This window comes from Vibrio sp. 2033 (genome assembly GCF_033339735.1).
Map to the genome: position 1 here is coordinate 52910 of NZ_JAWOVC010000004.1, position 15871 is coordinate 68780.

Here is a 15871-nt window from a genome sequence, read left to right on the forward strand (position 1 = left end):
AGAAAAAGCTCTTCGTTTGAAGAGCTTTTTTCTTTTTTGAGTTTATTTGAGAGTGTGATCTTTGGTTAAGCGCGCTTTGATTCGGCTCAAACTGATTGGCGTAATGCCGAGGTAGGCCGCAATTTGACTATCGGTAATACGTTGCTTTAAATCTGGGTAATGAGCGCAAAATAATTGATATCGTTCTTCTGGAGAGTAGAGCAACATAAAGCGTTCTTTGTTCTCTTTATTAATCAGTTGGTTTTCGAGTAGCTTTAAGTAAATGGCGTGCTTTTCTGCTCGCCAGTGATGCAACGTTTCAATTGGCAAGCAAAATAGCTGACAAGCGCTCAGCGTTTCCAATAAGTAAGGCGAAGGTTGGTCCTTTATTATGCTCTCAAACCCGATAACCCAGTCCTTCTCCCAATAAAATTCTTTACTGAATTCTTTGCCGTGCTCAGTAAGATAGCTTGCGTGGCATAACCCCTCAATGATGAAGTAAAGGTGTGAGCTAAACTCCCCTTGGTGATTAAGAATGTGGCGTGTAGGCAGTTCGAGCAACTCACCATTTTCAATAAGTTGGTTTGCTTCTGTCTCTAAAAAGCCATGTTTGACTAAGTCTGAAAAAAGATCGCTGTGCATGTGATAACTCAGAAACGGTTTTCTTTATTTTAACGGGTTTTATTGATAACAAAAAAGCGGCTCATGAGAGCCGCTTAGTGTTGTTGTCAAATCAACCTTATTTATTCAGATCGATTTGATAAATTGCGAAACCAATGTCGTCTGTTGACACGCGTTTCATTGGGTATTGTCCTTTCTCTTTGATGAACTGCGCCGCTTTATCGCTAGGGGAGGTTTCGAAACGAATATCTAGCTTGTTATCGGACTTAATCGGTGCGAAAGACCAGTTGTTGTCAGCGCTTGGTGTCACTTCTCCTTTTTCTTCACTCACGCGAGAAATATAAGTGGCGACGACAGAGCGGTTTTCATCTGGTGCGTCAAACGCAATGAAATCTGGGCCTGTACCAGGGAAAGTATTGCTATAAGCACGGTAGTTATTGGTTGCGATGATGAAATCTTGCTTCGGATTGAAAGGCTTACCGTTGAACGTCAGGTTCACAATACGCTGAGAATCTGGATTAATCACTTTACAATCCGCATCGTACTTCGGCGGTTGGGTAACGTCGATTTGGTAGTTAACCCCATCAATAACATCGAAGTTGTAAGTACGGAAATTATCCCAATCAATCAAAGATTGCGGTTTAGGATTGTTGATGTCGATGTGGTTGAATTGACCCGCACTGCACTCTAGCCATTCGCGAACTTCTTTACCTTTCACTTTCATCGCAACCAAGGTGTTTGGGTATAAGTAAAGATCGGCCGCATTACGAAAGGTGAGCTGACCGGATTCTACTTCTGTAAAGTTATTCGGATCGTTCTTACGACCGCCGACTTTAAATGGTGCTGCCGCACTCAGTACTGGAATGTCAGAAAGGTCTGGGTCGCCTTGAATAAAGCGTTCTACGTAGTCTTTCTGAGCAAGGTTAACGATTTGAATGGTGGGGTCGTCCTGCACTAATGCCAAGAAGCTGTACATGACATCATTTGCTTTGCCGATTGGTTGGTTTACAAATTCACGAGTGCCTTTGTGATCTTCTTCTAACGCTTTCACAATATCTTCATCGGCTTTAGCTAATGACTTCTTATTTACTTTATCGAAGATAGGGCGTGCTTCTGCTTGGCCTTCGATGACTTGCCATCTGCCGTCTTTCTCTTTCAGCATCAAATCCATCACACCTACGTGACTTCCCCAGCGACCCGGCATCACGGACGTTACACCATTGATGGTCCCTTTATCTATATCAACACCAGGTAGGTTTGCGAAGTCTTTCCCTGGGAAGACGGCGTGAGAGTGGCCAAAAGCAATCGCATCAATACCTTCAACTTCTGTGAGGTAGTAAACAGAGTTTTCAGCGCCTAGTTTGTATGGATCAGTAGAAATGCCCGAGTGTGGAATCGCCACAATCACGTCTGCGCCTTCTTTCTTCATTTGAGGAATCAGTTTCTCTGCTGTTTCCTTAATGTCTTTAGCAAAGACTTTGCCTTCTAAGTTCTTCTTATCCCATACCATAATTTGTGGTGGTACAAAGCCGATGTAACCCACTTTTATTTGATGCGCTTCGCCGTCTGTGTCTTTAAATGTGTGAGTTTTGATGAGGTAAGGCTTGAAGTAATGCTCACCGGTTTGTTTATCAAATACGTTTGCATTGATGTAAGGGAAGTTTGCCCCCTTCAACGTCGTTTGTAGGAAATCTAAGCCATAGTTGAACTCATGATTGCCAATGTTGCCCACATCGTAGTCTAGCTTGTTCATCGCTTTGTAGACTGGGTGCACGTCGCCGGGATTAATCCCCTTTGCCGCCATGTAATCGCCCATTGGGCTGCCCTGAATTAAATCACCGTTATCTACTAGTACCGTGTTTTCTGTCTCGGACTTAGCTTGTTTCACTATTGTCGCTGCGCGACTTAAACCGATTTGCTGTGATGGTTGGTCTTTGTAGTAATCGTAATCCATCACGTTGGTGTGAATGTCGGTGGTTTCGATAATACGAAGCTTGATGGTATCGGCCATTGTTGGGCCAGCAAGCGTTAGCATGCCACTTAATACTGCGAGGGAAATAGGATGAACTGCCACTTTCATTTGGTGCTCCAATTCAATGATAAGGGGAAATCGTACTGCGTAATGTATCAAACACAGATGCAACTCGATGATAAAGATACAGAAAACTGTGAACATTAATCAGTTTACTGAACCTTATTCATATTAACCGCCGACTTTTTCACGCTTTTGAATGAGACCAAACAAAAACTTCTTAGCAGATTTTTGAATAAAAAATGAAATTTTAGAATTTCAGGTAATATAAACGCCCCGCCATAATGCTTGCATAACGATATCAATGGACGATGAGCAAGCACATGGCAACGAACGATTCAGTCACTTCTTTTCCTAAACCAAAGCCCCGGTTAGTTTCTGACAACCCAGTCGCTGGTGTTACTCGTTTTGCAAAGCAATCGCTACAGCCTGGTGAAGTCGCCTTAGTAGGTGCAGGACCAGGCGATCCTGAACTTCTGACGGTGAAAGCACTGAACTGCTTGCAGCAAGCTGATGTGGTTTTGTACGACTACTTGGTGTCTGAAGAAATCATGGCATTGATTCCAAGCGATACGATTTTGGTGTGCGTTGGGAAGCGAGCTGGGCATCACAGTGTGCCGCAGGAGAAGACGAATCAGCTTTTGGTGGATTTTGCCAAGCAGGGCTACAAAGTAGTGCGCATTAAAGGTGGGGATCCGTTTGTATTCGGTCGTGGTGGTGAAGAGTTAGAAGTGCTTGCTGATGCCGGCGTTCGTTTTCAAGTTGTCCCTGGCATTACCGCAGCAGCTGGCGCAACCGCTTATGCTGGTATTCCACTGACTCATCGTGATTATGCGCAATCGGCCATCTTTGTGACTGGCCACTTGAAAGAAGAAAGTGATGAGATGGATTGGTCCACGTTGGCGCGTGGGAATCAGACTTTAGTGATCTACATGGGGCTGATGAAATCACACTATATTCAGAATCAACTCATTAAGCATGGTCGTTCAGCGTCGACTCCGATTGCCATTATTGAGCGTGGCACGCAGATTCAACAAAAAGTATTTACGGGAGAACTCTCCCAACTCTCTGATTTATCGAAGGAAGCACAGTCGCCATCTTTGATTGTTGTCGGAGAGGTAGTGCGACTGTCTCAAAAGTTAGACTGGTTTTTGTCTAGTACTGAATTCAACAAAAGTGCTATTGCCAACTCCATATAATTTCAGACCAAAGATTAGAGACGTAATGCGCCTTCAAGCTTAAAAAGGAAATACAAAACATGGACCAACAACGTTTAACTCACCTTAAACAACTCGAAGCGGAGAGTATCCACATCATCCGTGAAGTTGCGGCTGAGTTTGATAACCCAGTCATGATGTATTCGATTGGTAAAGACTCATCAGTGATGCTGCACCTTGCGCGTAAAGCTTTTTACCCAGGTAAGATTCCATTTCCATTGCTGCATGTCGACACCGATTGGAAGTTCCGCGAGATGATTGAATTTCGTGATCGCACCGCGGCCAAATACGGTTTTGAGCTTTTGGTACATAAGAATCCAGAAGGTCTAGCCATGGGCTGTAGTCCGTTTGTTCATGGTTCTTCTAAGCACACTGACATCATGAAGACTCAAGGCTTAAAACAAGCGCTGAACAAGTACGGTTTTGATGCGGCCTTTGGTGGCGCGCGCCGCGACGAAGAGAAATCACGGGCGAAAGAGCGCGTGTATTCATTCCGCGATAAGAACCATACATGGGACCCTAAAAACCAACGTCCTGAGCTATGGAAGACGTACAACGGTCAGGTTAATAAGGGTGAGAGCATTCGTGTATTCCCGCTGTCTAACTGGACTGAGCTTGATATCTGGCAATACATCTATTTAGAAAACATCGAGATCGTGCCGCTTTACCTCGCGGACAAACGCCCAGTTGTTGAACGCGATGGCATGCTGATCATGGTTGATGATGATCGTATGGAGCTTCAACCGGGTGAAGTGATTGAAGAGAAGAGTGTGCGCTTCCGTACCCTTGGTTGTTATCCATTGACTGGGGCCATCGAGTCTGAAGCAAACACTTTAACTGGCATTATCGAAGAGATGCTGGTGGCAACGTCGAGTGAGCGCCAAGGCCGAGCGATCGACCACGATCAGTCAGGATCGATGGAGCTTAAGAAACGTCAAGGTTACTTCTAAAGGATCTAAGGAAAGATAATGAACAGTGCAGTTGAAGCTCAATTAGCCGAGCTTGGTATCGAAGGCTATTTAACACAACACCAGTACAAGTCGTTACTTAGATTCTTGACTTGTGGCTCGGTGGATGACGGTAAAAGTACATTAATCGGTCGCTTACTCCATGACTCAAAACAAATTTATGAAGATCAGCTAGCGGCAGTGCACTCAGACAGCCAACGTGTGGGCACCACGGGTGAAAAGCCTGACCTTGCGTTGTTGGTCGATGGCTTACAAGCTGAGCGCGAGCAGGGGATCACGATTGATGTAGCTTACCGCTATTTCTCGACGCAGAAACGTAAATTCATCATTGCAGATACTCCTGGACACGAGCAGTACACACGTAACATGGCTACAGGTGCATCGACATGTGACTTAGCTGTGATTCTAGTTGATGCACGTAAGGGCATTCTCGATCAAACTCGTCGTCACTCTTTCATTTCCAACCTGTTGGGTTTGAAGCACTTTGTTGTGGCGATCAACAAGATGGACTTAGTGGATTACTCCCAAGAGCGCTTTGAAGAGATCCGCGACGAGTATCTGAAGTTCTCTGAGAATCTGACAGGGGATATTGATATTCAAATCATCCCGATCTCAGCGCTTGAAGGGGACAATGTGGTGGATAAAGGCCAAAACCTGACTTGGTTTAAAGGCCCATCATTGCTTGAGCTTCTTGAAACGGTCGATGTGGATCAAGAAAAAGGCGCGGGTGAGTTCCGCTTCCCTGTGCAATACGTTAATCGTCCTAACCTCGATTTCCGTGGCTTTGCGGGGACCATTTCTTCTGGTTCGATCAAAGTCGGTGATGCGATTAAAGCATTGCCATCGGGTAAAACGTCAACTGTGGCACGTATTGTGACATTTGATGGTGATATTGAAGAAGCTCGTGCCGGATTAGCTGTCACTCTGACGCTAAGCGATGAGATCGATATTAGCCGTGGAGATTTGATTGTTCTAGATAATGCTCAAGTGGAAACCACAAACCATTTGCTTGCCGATGTGGTGTGGATGACAGAGCAACCCCTGCAACCGGGTCGTGACTATGACATCAAAATCGCAGGTAAGAAAACCGTAGGTCATGTTGAAGCGATTCGTCATCAATATGACATTAATAATCTCTCGACTCATAGCTCGGCAGAGCTGCCATTGAATGGTATTGGTTTGTGTGAATGGTCTCTTAATGAGTCAGTCGCGCTGGACAATTATCAAGACTGTGCAGATACCGGTGGCTTTATCATTATCGATCGTCTGACAAACGTGACGGTTGGTGCTGGCATGGTTAAAGAGAGCCTCGCCGTGGTTGAGCGCGATTTGACGGACATCTCTGCGTTTGAAGTTGAGCTTAATGCGCTTGTCCGTAAACACTTCCCACACTGGGAAGCAAAAGACGTCAGCCAGTTTCTGAAAAAGTAACTGGCTTACCCAAGTACGATAATTTCAGGCTCTGTCTGCTGTTGTACTTGGGGCGTCGCTACCTAACTGAATTGCGAAATGTCGTTAGGTATTCTCCTAATACCAGAATGCTTCGGTGGAGCCCAGAAAACCGAGCATTCTGATGTTCTTTTCGCTTGCGCTGATTTTTGTCTGTTTACTCGTTTGTCGGTGTTTCATGGATAAATGAGTCGTTGTTGTGCCCTTTGGGGCTATTTGGTAAGGAAAGGCTATGTGGGAACAAGGGTTTGTGTTAGCGATTTTGCTTGGCATTATCACTTGCTTGCTTGTCACGAAAATTAAGCCTAGTTACGTCTTTGCGGGTGCCGCTTTTATTGCATTCATGGCTGGGATGATGGATTCAGCCACTATCGCATCCAATTTTACCAACTCTTCATTGTTAACCCTGGTTCTATTGATTCTTGCATCCTGTGCTCTAGAAAAAACACTGCTGATCAGTTGGGTGAGCCGAAGTATCTCTGAGGGCCAGTTAGGCAGCGTGATTGCTAAGCTCGGTGTATCGACCGCCTTGCTTTCTTCATTTACGAATAATACCGCTGTGGTTGTCTCATTGATTGGGGCGATTAAGCGTAATCAGCAGCATGCACCTTCGAAATTACTTATTCCCTTGTCTTACGCCGCCATTTTTGGTGGCACGTTAACTTTGATTGGTACGTCGACTAACTTAATCATCAACAGCTTTGTCGAAGACGCAGGCTTACCGAGCCTGAGTTTTTTTACACCTACGATGATAGGTTTGGCTGTGCTGGTGGGAGGGATGCTGATTCTTATCCCACTGAGCTACTTGCTACCGAATTATGATGATCAAAACCAAGAAGATTTACCTTACTTTCTTGAGTCTCGCGTTGAGCCAGGCTCACCGCTAGTTGGGCGTACGATCAGCGAGAATAATTTACGTGCGCTGCGCAAACTGTTTCTTGCAGAAGTGGTGCGCGATGGTGTTACTGTTTCTTCTGTGGGACCGGATTTTGTGCTCAATGCAAAAGACCGCCTGTTATTTTGTGGCGATGTTGAGAGCGTCGCGACCCTGCAAGAAATTCCGGGCCTCAAGTTGTTTGGTCAGCAGCACTTAAATGGGCAAAACTTTATCGAAGTTGTGGTGAGCTCGTCGGCGACGTTTTGCTACAAAACCCTCAAAGAGAGCCGATTCCGCGACCGATTCGATGCCGTTGTTGTGGCGATTCGCCGAGGCCACGAACGCCTAGAAGGTGGCTTGGGTAGCATTACCTTAGCGCCTGGGGACACGTTAGTTCTGGTTCCAGGCAAGCGTTTTGAGTCTGAACGCCGAGCTCATCGTAAAGAGTTTGTTTTAGTGCATGACTTGGACTCTAGCGCTCGGCTTGATACGAATAAGTCTTCCATTGTATTACTGGGCTTTGCAGCCGTAATTGGATGCGCTCTATTAGAGTTAGTACCGATTATTAAAGGTCTAGCTGCGTACCTTATCGCGCTTATTGCGTTTGGTATTGTGCAGATTTCAGAACTGCGCCGCCGTTTTCCGATCGATATCGTCGTGATTGTAGGTTCCGCTTTGTCTATTGCTCAACTGATGATCTCTTCTGGATTGTCAGAAAGAATGGGAGTGATGTTTATTGAAGCGTTTAATGGCTGGGGAGTATTTGGTGCCTTGGTGGCGACTTATATCATGACATTGGTACTCACTGAATTGGTGACAAACAATGCCGCGGCTGCGCTTTCTTTTCCTATCGGCTATAGTATGGCGGTGGGTTATGGCGTGGATCCGATGCCATTCATCATGGCGGTTTTGTTCGGCGCGAGTGCGAGCTTTATCTCTCCCTACGGTTACCAAACTAACCTGCTGGTGTACAGCGTAGGAAATTACAAATTGACCGACTACGTGAGAATTGGAGTGCCAATTTCGATTGTGTACTCTGTATTAGTACTTACTTTGATCCCGGTCTTTTTCCCGTTTTAATTCCGATATTTACAAGGATACGTTATGACTGCCGAAACGACGGTAAAAGATGAAAACATTGTTTGGCACCAGCATTCGGTTGATAAACAGTTTCGTGCTGAATTAAAGAAGCAAAAACCTGCCGTATTGTGGTTTACCGGCTTATCTGGAGCGGGTAAATCAACCGTAGCAGGTGCGTTGGAAAATCGCCTTGCAGCATTGGGTTACCACACCTATTTATTGGATGGTGACAATGTACGGCATGGTTTGTGTAGCGATTTAGGTTTTTCTGAACAGGACCGTCGCGAGAACATTCGTCGCATTGGTGAACTGGCGAAGTTGATGGCAGATGCGGGTTTAATTGTTCTGTCGGCGTTTATTTCACCGCATCGTGCAGAGCGGAAGTTAGTGCGCGATTTATTGCCAGAAGGCGAGTTTATCGAAGTGTATGTCAATGCATCTCTAGAGGTTTGCGAAGGTCGAGATCCTAAGGGTTTATACCGTAAAGCCCGTGCGGGAGAGATTCCTAATTTCACTGGTATTGATTCGGAATATCAAGCGCCAGAGAACCCTGAAATCGATTTGCCCGCGGGAGAAAAGAGTGTCGATGAGCTGGTGGATTTGTGCTTAATCGATCTTAAACAACGCGGTGTGATCCGATAAAAAAGCATTTAGATCATAGGTGACCTAAAGCTCTTTGAGCTGCTTGAGAAGTATTTGGATCATAGGTGATCAAATGCTTCTCAAGCTGGTTAGACGGTATGATGAACCGTACTTTTAGCTTCACTATGGACACTAAATCTATGATTTAACAGTGCAAGCATTTGATCGTAGTATTCGGCATGTGGTTTGTTTCCGAGCAAGGTACAGAGCTCATTACCTGTGGGTGTGAAGCGGTAATATAAAAGGCGGACACCTTTACTGTTTACGTTCAGTGACAAGTTTTTACCTTGGTAGGTGAGGACCAACGGTGTCTCGATACTAATTTCGCCAGATTCAAGTTCGGCACTGTGCAGCAGCCCTAATTCAATTAAGAGCAACAAGCTTGAATACGGCAGTTGAAAACTTCCCATATTTAGGCTGTTGGCGACGTCTCGCTTGCCGAAGCTAAATATGCCTCCTTGCGCTTTGTAACCAATCAACAGTTTTCTGCTGTGATCCCCTCCAAAACTGCACGCTAAAGAGGCGGCTCTTTGCAGAGTTTGTGCTTCCTTTGGTGACATATCTTTGAGGGTTTTCAACGCTTTCATGGATGTTGAGCCCGGATTGGTCACTTCACGCTTCATCACTTGAGCCCATAGCTTTTGCATCGCGCTGTTATGGATGTCTTGAGCCATCTCAAAAAATCGATGCAACCAATCTTGGTCTGGCTCTCCCGCTGTCTCATCTCGGCATGAACTGTGCGCTAATTTTAAAATCTGTTCTAAGTTTTTTTGTCGCTGTTCTTGGCGTCGTTGCTCTCGCAATTGGGCTCTTTCAAACGCAGATTTGGCTGGCGGTTCGGTTTGCAGTAAGGCGTCAAGACCGTGTATTTGGGCTATGGTTTTTACCTTACTAGCACTGTCTTTTATGTAGCCTTGTTTCTTTTCTTGTTGCGTATTTTTTTTTGTGTCTGACTGATGTTCGATGACAACAGGTTGCTTTGTCGGGTCTGCCATTCGTTTTCCTACCAAGAACTGCGTGGTTCGCACGTTTAAATTTACACCTTATCTGACCAAGCGACCAGACAGGAGTTCTCAGTTTTTGAACGAATAGGGCTATTCAAAATGATAATGAGTTGTTAAAATTGTTATCGTTATTTTGGAGGGGCTATGAAGTTCTCAGAAGCAGGTAAACTCAAAAAGCACCTGTCGATAGCGTTTCTTTTGGTTATTTATGTGGGCGTATTAGCGTATTTATCTCGTTATATCGTGTAGCACAAAGCTAAAAAAGGCGCCAGTGTGACGCCTTAGGTGTAGCGAGGCTTATCGACGACTTAAATTACATATCGTCGTAGGCTTCTATTTCTGATCCCTCAATAACGTAAGCCGTTTCTGCCAGTTCGTGGTTTATCGTCTCGGTTTTCAACGTTCCAACCACATATATAACATCCCACAACTCTTGAACAGGCGCGCCTTTCGGAAACTTCACGTAAATGATCTGGTTTGGAGGCGGTGGTGGCACGTGAATACAAGCTCCAAAATATGGCACCAATAAAAATTCGGTGACGGTATCGGCATCACCTTCAAGTGGGATAACAAACCCCGGAATTTTAACTTGGCTTCCGTTCAGTTCTGGTCGAACGTTACCAATCTTGGACTGCTGGGCTGCGCCACCACTGTGATCAGATGCGGGCATGCCTATACTGTCGAACAATTTACGCTCTTTTTCTGGAACAAGGTCAATCCAGTCAAGCTTTAATGGTTCTTCGCTGGCCATAACAGGCGCTGTGAATGCGACGACCAGCAAGCAACTTGCGAGTATTTTTTTCCACATTTTATTAAATCCTTATTGTCATTCCGTCACTCAGTGACTGTCGGTAGGCGCGGAGTGCGGGAATGAAACCAATCACAATACCAGCGCATTGTACGAAACCTAATAGCATCCACTCATAAGTAGATAAGATGCTTAAGGTGAGATGTATTCCATAGTGCTGTTGGATGATCGGCTGCGCGATAGCAAGAATGGCATACAGCCCAGTAACGCCAGTAATAATACCAGCAGCAGTAAGCAAGCTGGCTTCACTAATTAAGAGTGAGAAAACATGACGAGGCCTTGCTCCCATGGCACGCAAAATCGCCATTTCACGGCGGCGTTCCTGTAGGCTAGTTAATAGACTGCTTAACATACCTAGCAACCCTGCGATCACGACAAAACCAGATACTGCCATTAGGGCTTGCTCTGCAACCGACATCATTCCCCATAACTCATGCAACGCAACGCCGGGCATAATGGCGCTGAGCGGCTCTTTGGGGTAGGTGTTAATTTGTCTTTGCAGGGCGAAAGTTTGAATACGAGATTTCAAACCAACGAGCATAGCGGTAATTTGTTTGGGCTGAAAGTCTCTGTTTTTGAGATCTTGTGCCTTGGGTGTCGGGCCCAAACGCGCACCACTTTCCCATCCGACGTGAATGGCTTCGATGGCTTCCAATGATACATGGACAGTTTTGTCGACTGGTGTTCCTGTAGGAGCAAGGATACCGACAACTTTAAATGGCAGATTGTCATGACGGCTAAAGCCAACGTCGCTAATGCCGTGGGCAATGATGATTTCGCTACCGATATCATAACCAAGTTGTTTAGCGACATCAGAACCTAGCACGGTTTCAAATAAACCATTGAATTCTCTACCCTTGCCAAATGTTAGTGGTTGCTTACTTCCAAACTTGTAATGCTCAAAGTAACTGTGATTGGTTCCCATAACTCGGAAGCCTTTATGCGAGTCGCCAAGCGAGATTGGAATAGCCCAATCGACTGAACGATGATTGGCAAACTCTTGGTAGCTTTTCCAATCGATGTTGTTGGTCGCATTACCAATACGAAACACAGAATAGAGCAATAGGTTCACTTGCCCAGAGCGTCCACCAATAATGAGGTCTGTGCCTGAAATTGTATTGGCGAAGCTATCCTTGGCTTGAGTTCGGATACGCTCGACGCCCAAGAGGAGTACCACTGAAATCGCAACGGTCATGATGGTTAGAATTGCCGTCGCTTTGCGGTTCATCAAGCTTTTCCAGGCGAGCTTTACAACAGCACTCATGATATGGCTCCTAGGCTAGATACTTGATTAATGTCGGGTAGATTGAGCGTGCGATCGAATAAGGGTTCGAGTGTTGGGTCGTGGCTAACGAATACCAGTGTGGCATTGGCTTGATTCGCTTGCTCCATAAGGAGCTCAATAAATGCTTTACGATTGTCATAGTCTAAAGCTGAGGTTGGTTCGTCAGCGATCACTAACTCTGGATGTCCTATCAGAGCTCGAGCCGCAGCCACACGTTGTTGTTGACCAATACTCAATTCAGAGACAGGGCGTGTATGAAGCTCGTTTGGCAAGTGCAGTCGTTCTAGTAGGGCCTGAGCCTGTTCATTTAACGTTTGAGATGAGGCACCTAAATGGGCACGGTCACGTCGTATTTTACTGAACTGACATGGCAATAATACGTTTTCAAGTACGTTAAGGTACGGCAATAAATTGAACTGTTGAAAGATGTAGCCAATATGATTGGCGCGAAAGCGGTCTCTCTGACTGGCACTTAAACTAGCAAGGTCAGTATCGAGTACAGATAGAGAGCCTGAAGTTAATGTGTTAATCCCCGTCAACAAAGCGAGCAAGGTCGATTTACCGCAGCCACTTGGACCTTTGATAAACACATGTTCGCCTTGTGTAATGTGTAATTTGGGGATGTGGATGGTCGCGTTGGTTGAACCGGGCCAGAAAAATTGGGCATCCTCTAGCTCGACAACATTTGGTGTGGTTTCAGTCATATTAAATCACCAAAGCTGTGGCGTGTAAGTGGGTACTTACACGCCACTCGTGTTATTTGATTGCGATTTGGGTGTTATCTTTGCTTAATTTAATTGCTGATTGCATGGTATCAGTGAATATATTGACGCTGATGGACTCTGTAGTTGGGAATTGGTTAAACCAATCGGTTTGGATTTGGCTAAGCTGATTAACTTGTTCGCAATTGAAGCGATATTGCACCGAAAATTCACCGTGACCGCCATGATCGTGCGCCTCATCATGATCGTCATGGTGGTCATGTTTATCATGATGTTCATTATGATCATGGTGTTCGTGTCCTTCATGATCGTGATGTGCATGGTCATCATGGTCGTGCTCACTATGATCATGTTCCTCATGAGTTTCGCTTAGGTTGTGGCTCACGTAAGCTTCTTCAACATTACAATCAGCTTGTGAGTTAATAGCGAACAATGCGTTGCTGTCTTCGAGTGTAGCGACGGCTTGTTTAAGCGCTTGCTCTTGTTGTGCGTTTTCTGGAGCATGTTCGAAACCCACAACATCAGCTCCAGGAGCTGTGATCTCTACTAACAGATCTTTGCCATCTTGGGCGATATTAAACTCGACGTGACCATGCACATGAGCACCATGCTGGCGGTATTCGTTTGCATTCGCTGCTGTCGATAAAGTGAGGCCAATAGCAAGGGCTAAAACGTGTTTTGATGACATTGTATTTTTCCTAATTTTACTGGCATTAACCAAAGGCGGTATTGCTCAGATTCGAGTTTCACTAAGTTATTGTTCCTGACACACTAGGTGCGGAAATGAACTCAATAATTTTGAGTGTGGAATAGTTTGGAAATTAAGCAAAATAAGGAGGGGCACGAGCAGCGCCAAGAACTTCTTCGCCGTACACGAGATGCAAAAAAACATGATGATGCTGGGCGCGCGTAAAAGTCGGTGTAGAGAGGGTAGGTTGTACCTTTGCTATACCGTGCTGAACACCAGAAAATAATTGGCAATGATGATGGGTATGATGGTCGGGCGTCAGATCGACTTGATGGAGTACAACCGCAAAGTTCCAAGCGATCAGCAACGCAACACTGAAAAATAAAGCAGTGCGATACCAATATCTTAGTGTTTTTTGCTGGTGGTGGTACATCTGAGCTCCTCTTACCGACTGTTATAATATAACACCCATAATGAATAAAAGTTCACTCTTTTGTTGGCTAGCAGAAAAATTTAACTCCACACATACGTGCCGAAAAATATTGGTAATACTCTCTGTGGAAGTGTCGCACTTATAAAGAGCAGAGTTGTCACTGCCCATGCTTCTAATCAAATTCATATAGCTCCTTACAACAAGAACAAGGAGCCATTCAATGAAGCTAGATGTTCTGTTTAATAAGCTCAATGACTTTTGTTATCTCATCTTGCTCAAGTGCGCCCTCTTTGACGAACAGAATTTTGCCCGTTTTGTCTTGAACAATAATGGCCGAACTTTCTTCTTTCAGGTCCCAAGTATTAGCAACTACGCCATTTTCATCAAGAACCATGGATGACCAAGGAAACTCTTTTTTACTGTCTTGAGCTGAAGACTTCACGAAAGAGCCTGTCCCCCAAATTGCATCATCTTGGTTGATGATAGTCGTCGTCTGGTAGCTTTCTTGTGGAAAATTTGCCGCTGTTATTGCTGACATTAAAGGGGCATTCATCTCTTTTGAACTGCTACGGCCTGCAATGGCTTGAATGACACGAACTTTGCCTTGCATATGTTGAGTTGCCCAGGGTTGGTATGCAACGCCTTCGCCTTGTAAAACAATCTCGCCGTAAGCGGCAACATTGACAGGAGGAACGCTTTTTCCCACTGACAAGTTGTGTGCAAAGGTCAAGCTTGGCGTTAAGGCCAGTAATAGAGGTAGGAGAGTCTTAGTTTTCATATTGTTATATTCCGTACGAGGTTTGGAAGCTTCCAGTATATATCCAGATCCTAGAAATTTGTAGGACCGTTGATAACATTTATTTAACGTATGGAGTGGTGTAATCTTGCGTTATATTTAGAATTTGCTAAAATGAGTTCCGTCGCAAATTGCGCATTAAGATTGCAGAGGAAAAATAAGCAATCCGTGTTTTCTCAAAGGAATTGAGGTGAGTTATGCTACGTGAGTTTGCTGTATATCGACCATTACAAGTGGCCCGTTTTGTTAAAACGTTGTTCAAAGGTCAATTTTTTATTGTTGGGGTTGGCTGTTTTCAGTTCGACAATGGCAAAGTGTTACTACCTGACGTCAACGATCATAAAAGGCTCACCATCTTTAAAGAAGTCAACCAAGTGATAGCATCATTATCGGCTTAGTTAGCTTGGTACCCACTTAGATTTAGAAAAGAGCGACCATATCGGTCGCTCTTTTTGTTGCTGGTTAGGTTTATCCTTGGAGGCTTGGTGGGAAGCAAACTCCCGTTCCTCCGATGCCACAGTAACCATCAGGGTTTTTCGCCAAATATTGCTGGTGGTAGGTTTCCGCAAAGTAATACGGACCTGCTGGTTGTATTTCGGTGGTGATGTTCGCGCGTTGCTCTTCTTGCAGTGCTTGTTGATACAAGAGTTTCGATTTCTCTGCGCTCTCGAGCTGCTCCGTCGAATAAGTGTAAATTGCTGAACGATATTGAGTACCTAAGTCGTTACCTTGACGCATTCCCTGAGTTGGGTCGTGTTTTTCCCAAAAAACAGCCAGTAGCTTTTCTAATGAGATGACGCGTTCATCGAAAACGACTCGTACGACTTCTGTATGACCCGTTTTACCTGTACAGACCTCTTCATAGGTGGGATTGGGTGTGTACCCCCCAGCGTAACCGACCGAAGTAGATACAACGCCGTCGAGTTGCCAAAATACGCGCTCAGCGCCCCAAAAACAGCCCATTCCGAGCAAAATCTGCTGTTGGTGTGACGCCAGAGGCGCCTTTAGGTTAGATTTATTTACAAAATGATGATCGTCAATCTGCATTGGTTGATCTCTACCTGGCAAGGCATCTTCTATACTGATCAATGTTTGTTTGTTGAGCATGGTATTTGTCCTTCAATACGTGTCTTAAATTTGCGAACTTTTTCATTTTGTCTGTATCTGATGCTGTGATGACATAGACCGCGTTAAACCTATTAATATTACAGACTTAGAATCTAATTGGCGTTATCATTATTTACGTTTACTTAACCTCATTCAGCCATAA

The 15871-nt window shown here is 44.9% G+C and carries 16 protein-coding genes; 6 read left to right on the forward strand and 10 right to left on the reverse strand.

Annotation, left to right across the window (positions count from 1 at the left end; all coding sequences use genetic code 11):
• Positions 1 to 42 precede the first annotated feature (42 nt).
• Complete coding sequence (locus R7P74_RS07830) at positions 43 to 621, reverse strand: Crp/Fnr family transcriptional regulator (protein WP_213871821.1); 579 nt, start codon at positions 619 to 621, stop codon at positions 43 to 45.
• 97 nt (positions 622 to 718) lie between these two features.
• Entirely contained in the window at positions 719 to 2680 is a 1962-nt protein-coding gene (gene cpdB / locus R7P74_RS07835) for a 2',3'-cyclic-nucleotide 2'-phosphodiesterase (protein WP_225473401.1), read from the reverse strand.
• 275 nt (positions 2681 to 2955) lie between these two features.
• On the opposite strand from cpdB, the gene cobA reads away from it, so the two are divergent.
• The 5 genes from cobA to cysC all read left to right on the forward strand — a co-directional run bounded on the left by cobA (position 2956) and on the right by cysC (position 8865).
• Entirely contained in the window at positions 2956 to 3831 is an 876-nt protein-coding gene (cobA, locus tag R7P74_RS07840; RefSeq protein ID WP_031780800.1) for a uroporphyrinogen-III C-methyltransferase, read from the forward strand.
• Positions 3832 to 3890: 59 nt separating this feature from the next.
• Complete coding sequence (gene cysD / locus R7P74_RS07845) at positions 3891 to 4799, forward strand: sulfate adenylyltransferase subunit CysD (RefSeq protein WP_005379592.1); 909 nt, start codon at positions 3891 to 3893, stop codon at positions 4797 to 4799.
• Between the two features lie 18 nt (positions 4800 to 4817).
• Entirely contained in the window at positions 4818 to 6248 is a 1431-nt protein-coding gene (gene cysN / locus R7P74_RS07850; RefSeq protein ID WP_017633444.1) for a sulfate adenylyltransferase subunit CysN, read from the forward strand.
• Positions 6249 to 6498: 250 nt separating this feature from the next.
• On the forward strand, positions 6499 to 8223 hold the full coding sequence (locus tag R7P74_RS07855) for an SLC13 family permease (protein WP_005379596.1): 1725 nt from the start codon (positions 6499 to 6501) through the stop codon (positions 8221 to 8223).
• Positions 8224 to 8247: 24 nt separating this feature from the next.
• Positions 8248 to 8865 carry an adenylyl-sulfate kinase gene (gene cysC / locus R7P74_RS07860; protein ID WP_005379598.1) on the forward strand — a complete coding sequence of 206 codons (618 nt, stop codon included), beginning with the start codon at positions 8248 to 8250 and terminating at the stop codon, positions 8863 to 8865.
• Between the two features lie 89 nt (positions 8866 to 8954).
• Here cysC and R7P74_RS07865 read toward each other — a convergent pair whose 3' ends face one another.
• The 7 genes from R7P74_RS07865 to R7P74_RS07895 form a co-directional block, all read right to left on the reverse strand.
• Positions 8955 to 9860, reverse strand: a complete 906-nt coding sequence (locus R7P74_RS07865) for a TIGR03899 family protein (RefSeq protein ID WP_005379599.1) — start codon at positions 9858 to 9860, stop codon at positions 8955 to 8957.
• Between the two features lie 322 nt (positions 9861 to 10182).
• The gene (locus R7P74_RS07870) at positions 10183 to 10677 is read right to left on the reverse strand and encodes a DUF3299 domain-containing protein (RefSeq protein ID WP_005379600.1); all 495 of its coding nucleotides are present in this window, start codon (positions 10675 to 10677) and stop codon (positions 10183 to 10185) included.
• A gap of 4 nt (positions 10678 to 10681) precedes the next feature.
• Positions 10682 to 11941 carry an ABC transporter permease gene (locus R7P74_RS07875; RefSeq protein ID WP_053306844.1) on the reverse strand — a complete coding sequence of 420 codons (1260 nt, stop codon included), beginning with the start codon at positions 11939 to 11941 and terminating at the stop codon, positions 10682 to 10684.
• Complete coding sequence (locus tag R7P74_RS07880) at positions 11938 to 12666, reverse strand: ABC transporter ATP-binding protein (RefSeq protein WP_042522447.1); 729 nt, start codon at positions 12664 to 12666, stop codon at positions 11938 to 11940. Before R7P74_RS07880 ends, R7P74_RS07875 begins: the two co-directional genes overlap by 4 nt.
• Before the next feature lie 52 nt (positions 12667 to 12718).
• Positions 12719 to 13372, reverse strand: coding sequence for a zinc uptake protein ZrgA (gene zrgA / locus R7P74_RS07885; protein WP_225473402.1), 654 nt, complete (start codon positions 13370 to 13372; stop codon positions 12719 to 12721).
• A gap of 133 nt (positions 13373 to 13505) precedes the next feature.
• Positions 13506 to 13805 carry a DUF2607 family protein gene (locus tag R7P74_RS07890; RefSeq protein ID WP_005379608.1) on the reverse strand — a complete coding sequence of 100 codons (300 nt, stop codon included), beginning with the start codon at positions 13803 to 13805 and terminating at the stop codon, positions 13506 to 13508.
• A gap of 226 nt (positions 13806 to 14031) precedes the next feature.
• On the reverse strand, positions 14032 to 14583 hold the full coding sequence (locus R7P74_RS07895) for a YtfJ family protein (protein ID WP_005379610.1): 552 nt from the start codon (positions 14581 to 14583) through the stop codon (positions 14032 to 14034).
• A 215-nt stretch (positions 14584 to 14798) separates the two neighbouring features.
• Between R7P74_RS07895 and R7P74_RS07900 the strand changes: the two genes are divergently transcribed.
• On the forward strand, positions 14799 to 14999 hold the full coding sequence (locus R7P74_RS07900; RefSeq protein WP_005379612.1) for a DUF1107 domain-containing protein: 201 nt from the start codon (positions 14799 to 14801) through the stop codon (positions 14997 to 14999).
• 70 nt (positions 15000 to 15069) lie between these two features.
• On the opposite strand, the gene msrA is transcribed toward R7P74_RS07900, so the two are convergent.
• Entirely contained in the window at positions 15070 to 15708 is a 639-nt protein-coding gene (gene msrA / locus R7P74_RS07905) for a peptide-methionine (S)-S-oxide reductase MsrA (protein ID WP_005379620.1), read from the reverse strand.
• Positions 15709 to 15871: the final 163 nt, after the last annotated feature.

Coding starts and splice junctions, on each gene's coding strand:
- cysC (WP_005379598.1), top strand. CDS start 8,248: ATGACTGCCGAAACGACGGTAAAAGATGAAAACATTGTTTGGCACCAG.
- cysN (WP_017633444.1), top strand. CDS start 4,818: ATGAACAGTGCAGTTGAAGCTCAATTAGCCGAGCTTGGTATCGAAGGC.
- R7P74_RS07900 (WP_005379612.1), top strand. CDS start 14,799: ATGCTACGTGAGTTTGCTGTATATCGACCATTACAAGTGGCCCGTTTT.
- R7P74_RS07890 (WP_005379608.1), bottom strand. CDS start 13,805: ATGTACCACCACCAGCAAAAAACACTAAGATATTGGTATCGCACTGCT.
- cpdB (WP_225473401.1), bottom strand. CDS start 2,680: ATGAAAGTGGCAGTTCATCCTATTTCCCTCGCAGTATTAAGTGGCATG.
- zrgA (WP_225473402.1), bottom strand. CDS start 13,372: ATGTCATCAAAACACGTTTTAGCCCTTGCTATTGGCCTCACTTTATCG.
- R7P74_RS07875 (WP_053306844.1), bottom strand. CDS start 11,941: ATGAGTGCTGTTGTAAAGCTCGCCTGGAAAAGCTTGATGAACCGCAAA.
- R7P74_RS07880 (WP_042522447.1), bottom strand. CDS start 12,666: ATGACTGAAACCACACCAAATGTTGTCGAGCTAGAGGATGCCCAATTT.
- msrA (WP_005379620.1), bottom strand. CDS start 15,708: ATGCTCAACAAACAAACATTGATCAGTATAGAAGATGCCTTGCCAGGT.
- R7P74_RS07870 (WP_005379600.1), bottom strand. CDS start 10,677: ATGTGGAAAAAAATACTCGCAAGTTGCTTGCTGGTCGTCGCATTCACA.
- R7P74_RS07855 (WP_005379596.1), top strand. CDS start 6,499: ATGTGGGAACAAGGGTTTGTGTTAGCGATTTTGCTTGGCATTATCACT.
- R7P74_RS07865 (WP_005379599.1), bottom strand. CDS start 9,860: ATGGCAGACCCGACAAAGCAACCTGTTGTCATCGAACATCAGTCAGAC.
- cysD (WP_005379592.1), top strand. CDS start 3,891: ATGGACCAACAACGTTTAACTCACCTTAAACAACTCGAAGCGGAGAGT.
- R7P74_RS07895 (WP_005379610.1), bottom strand. CDS start 14,583: ATGAAAACTAAGACTCTCCTACCTCTATTACTGGCCTTAACGCCAAGC.
- R7P74_RS07830 (WP_213871821.1), bottom strand. CDS start 621: ATGCACAGCGATCTTTTTTCAGACTTAGTCAAACATGGCTTTTTAGAG.
- cobA (WP_031780800.1), top strand. CDS start 2,956: ATGGCAACGAACGATTCAGTCACTTCTTTTCCTAAACCAAAGCCCCGG.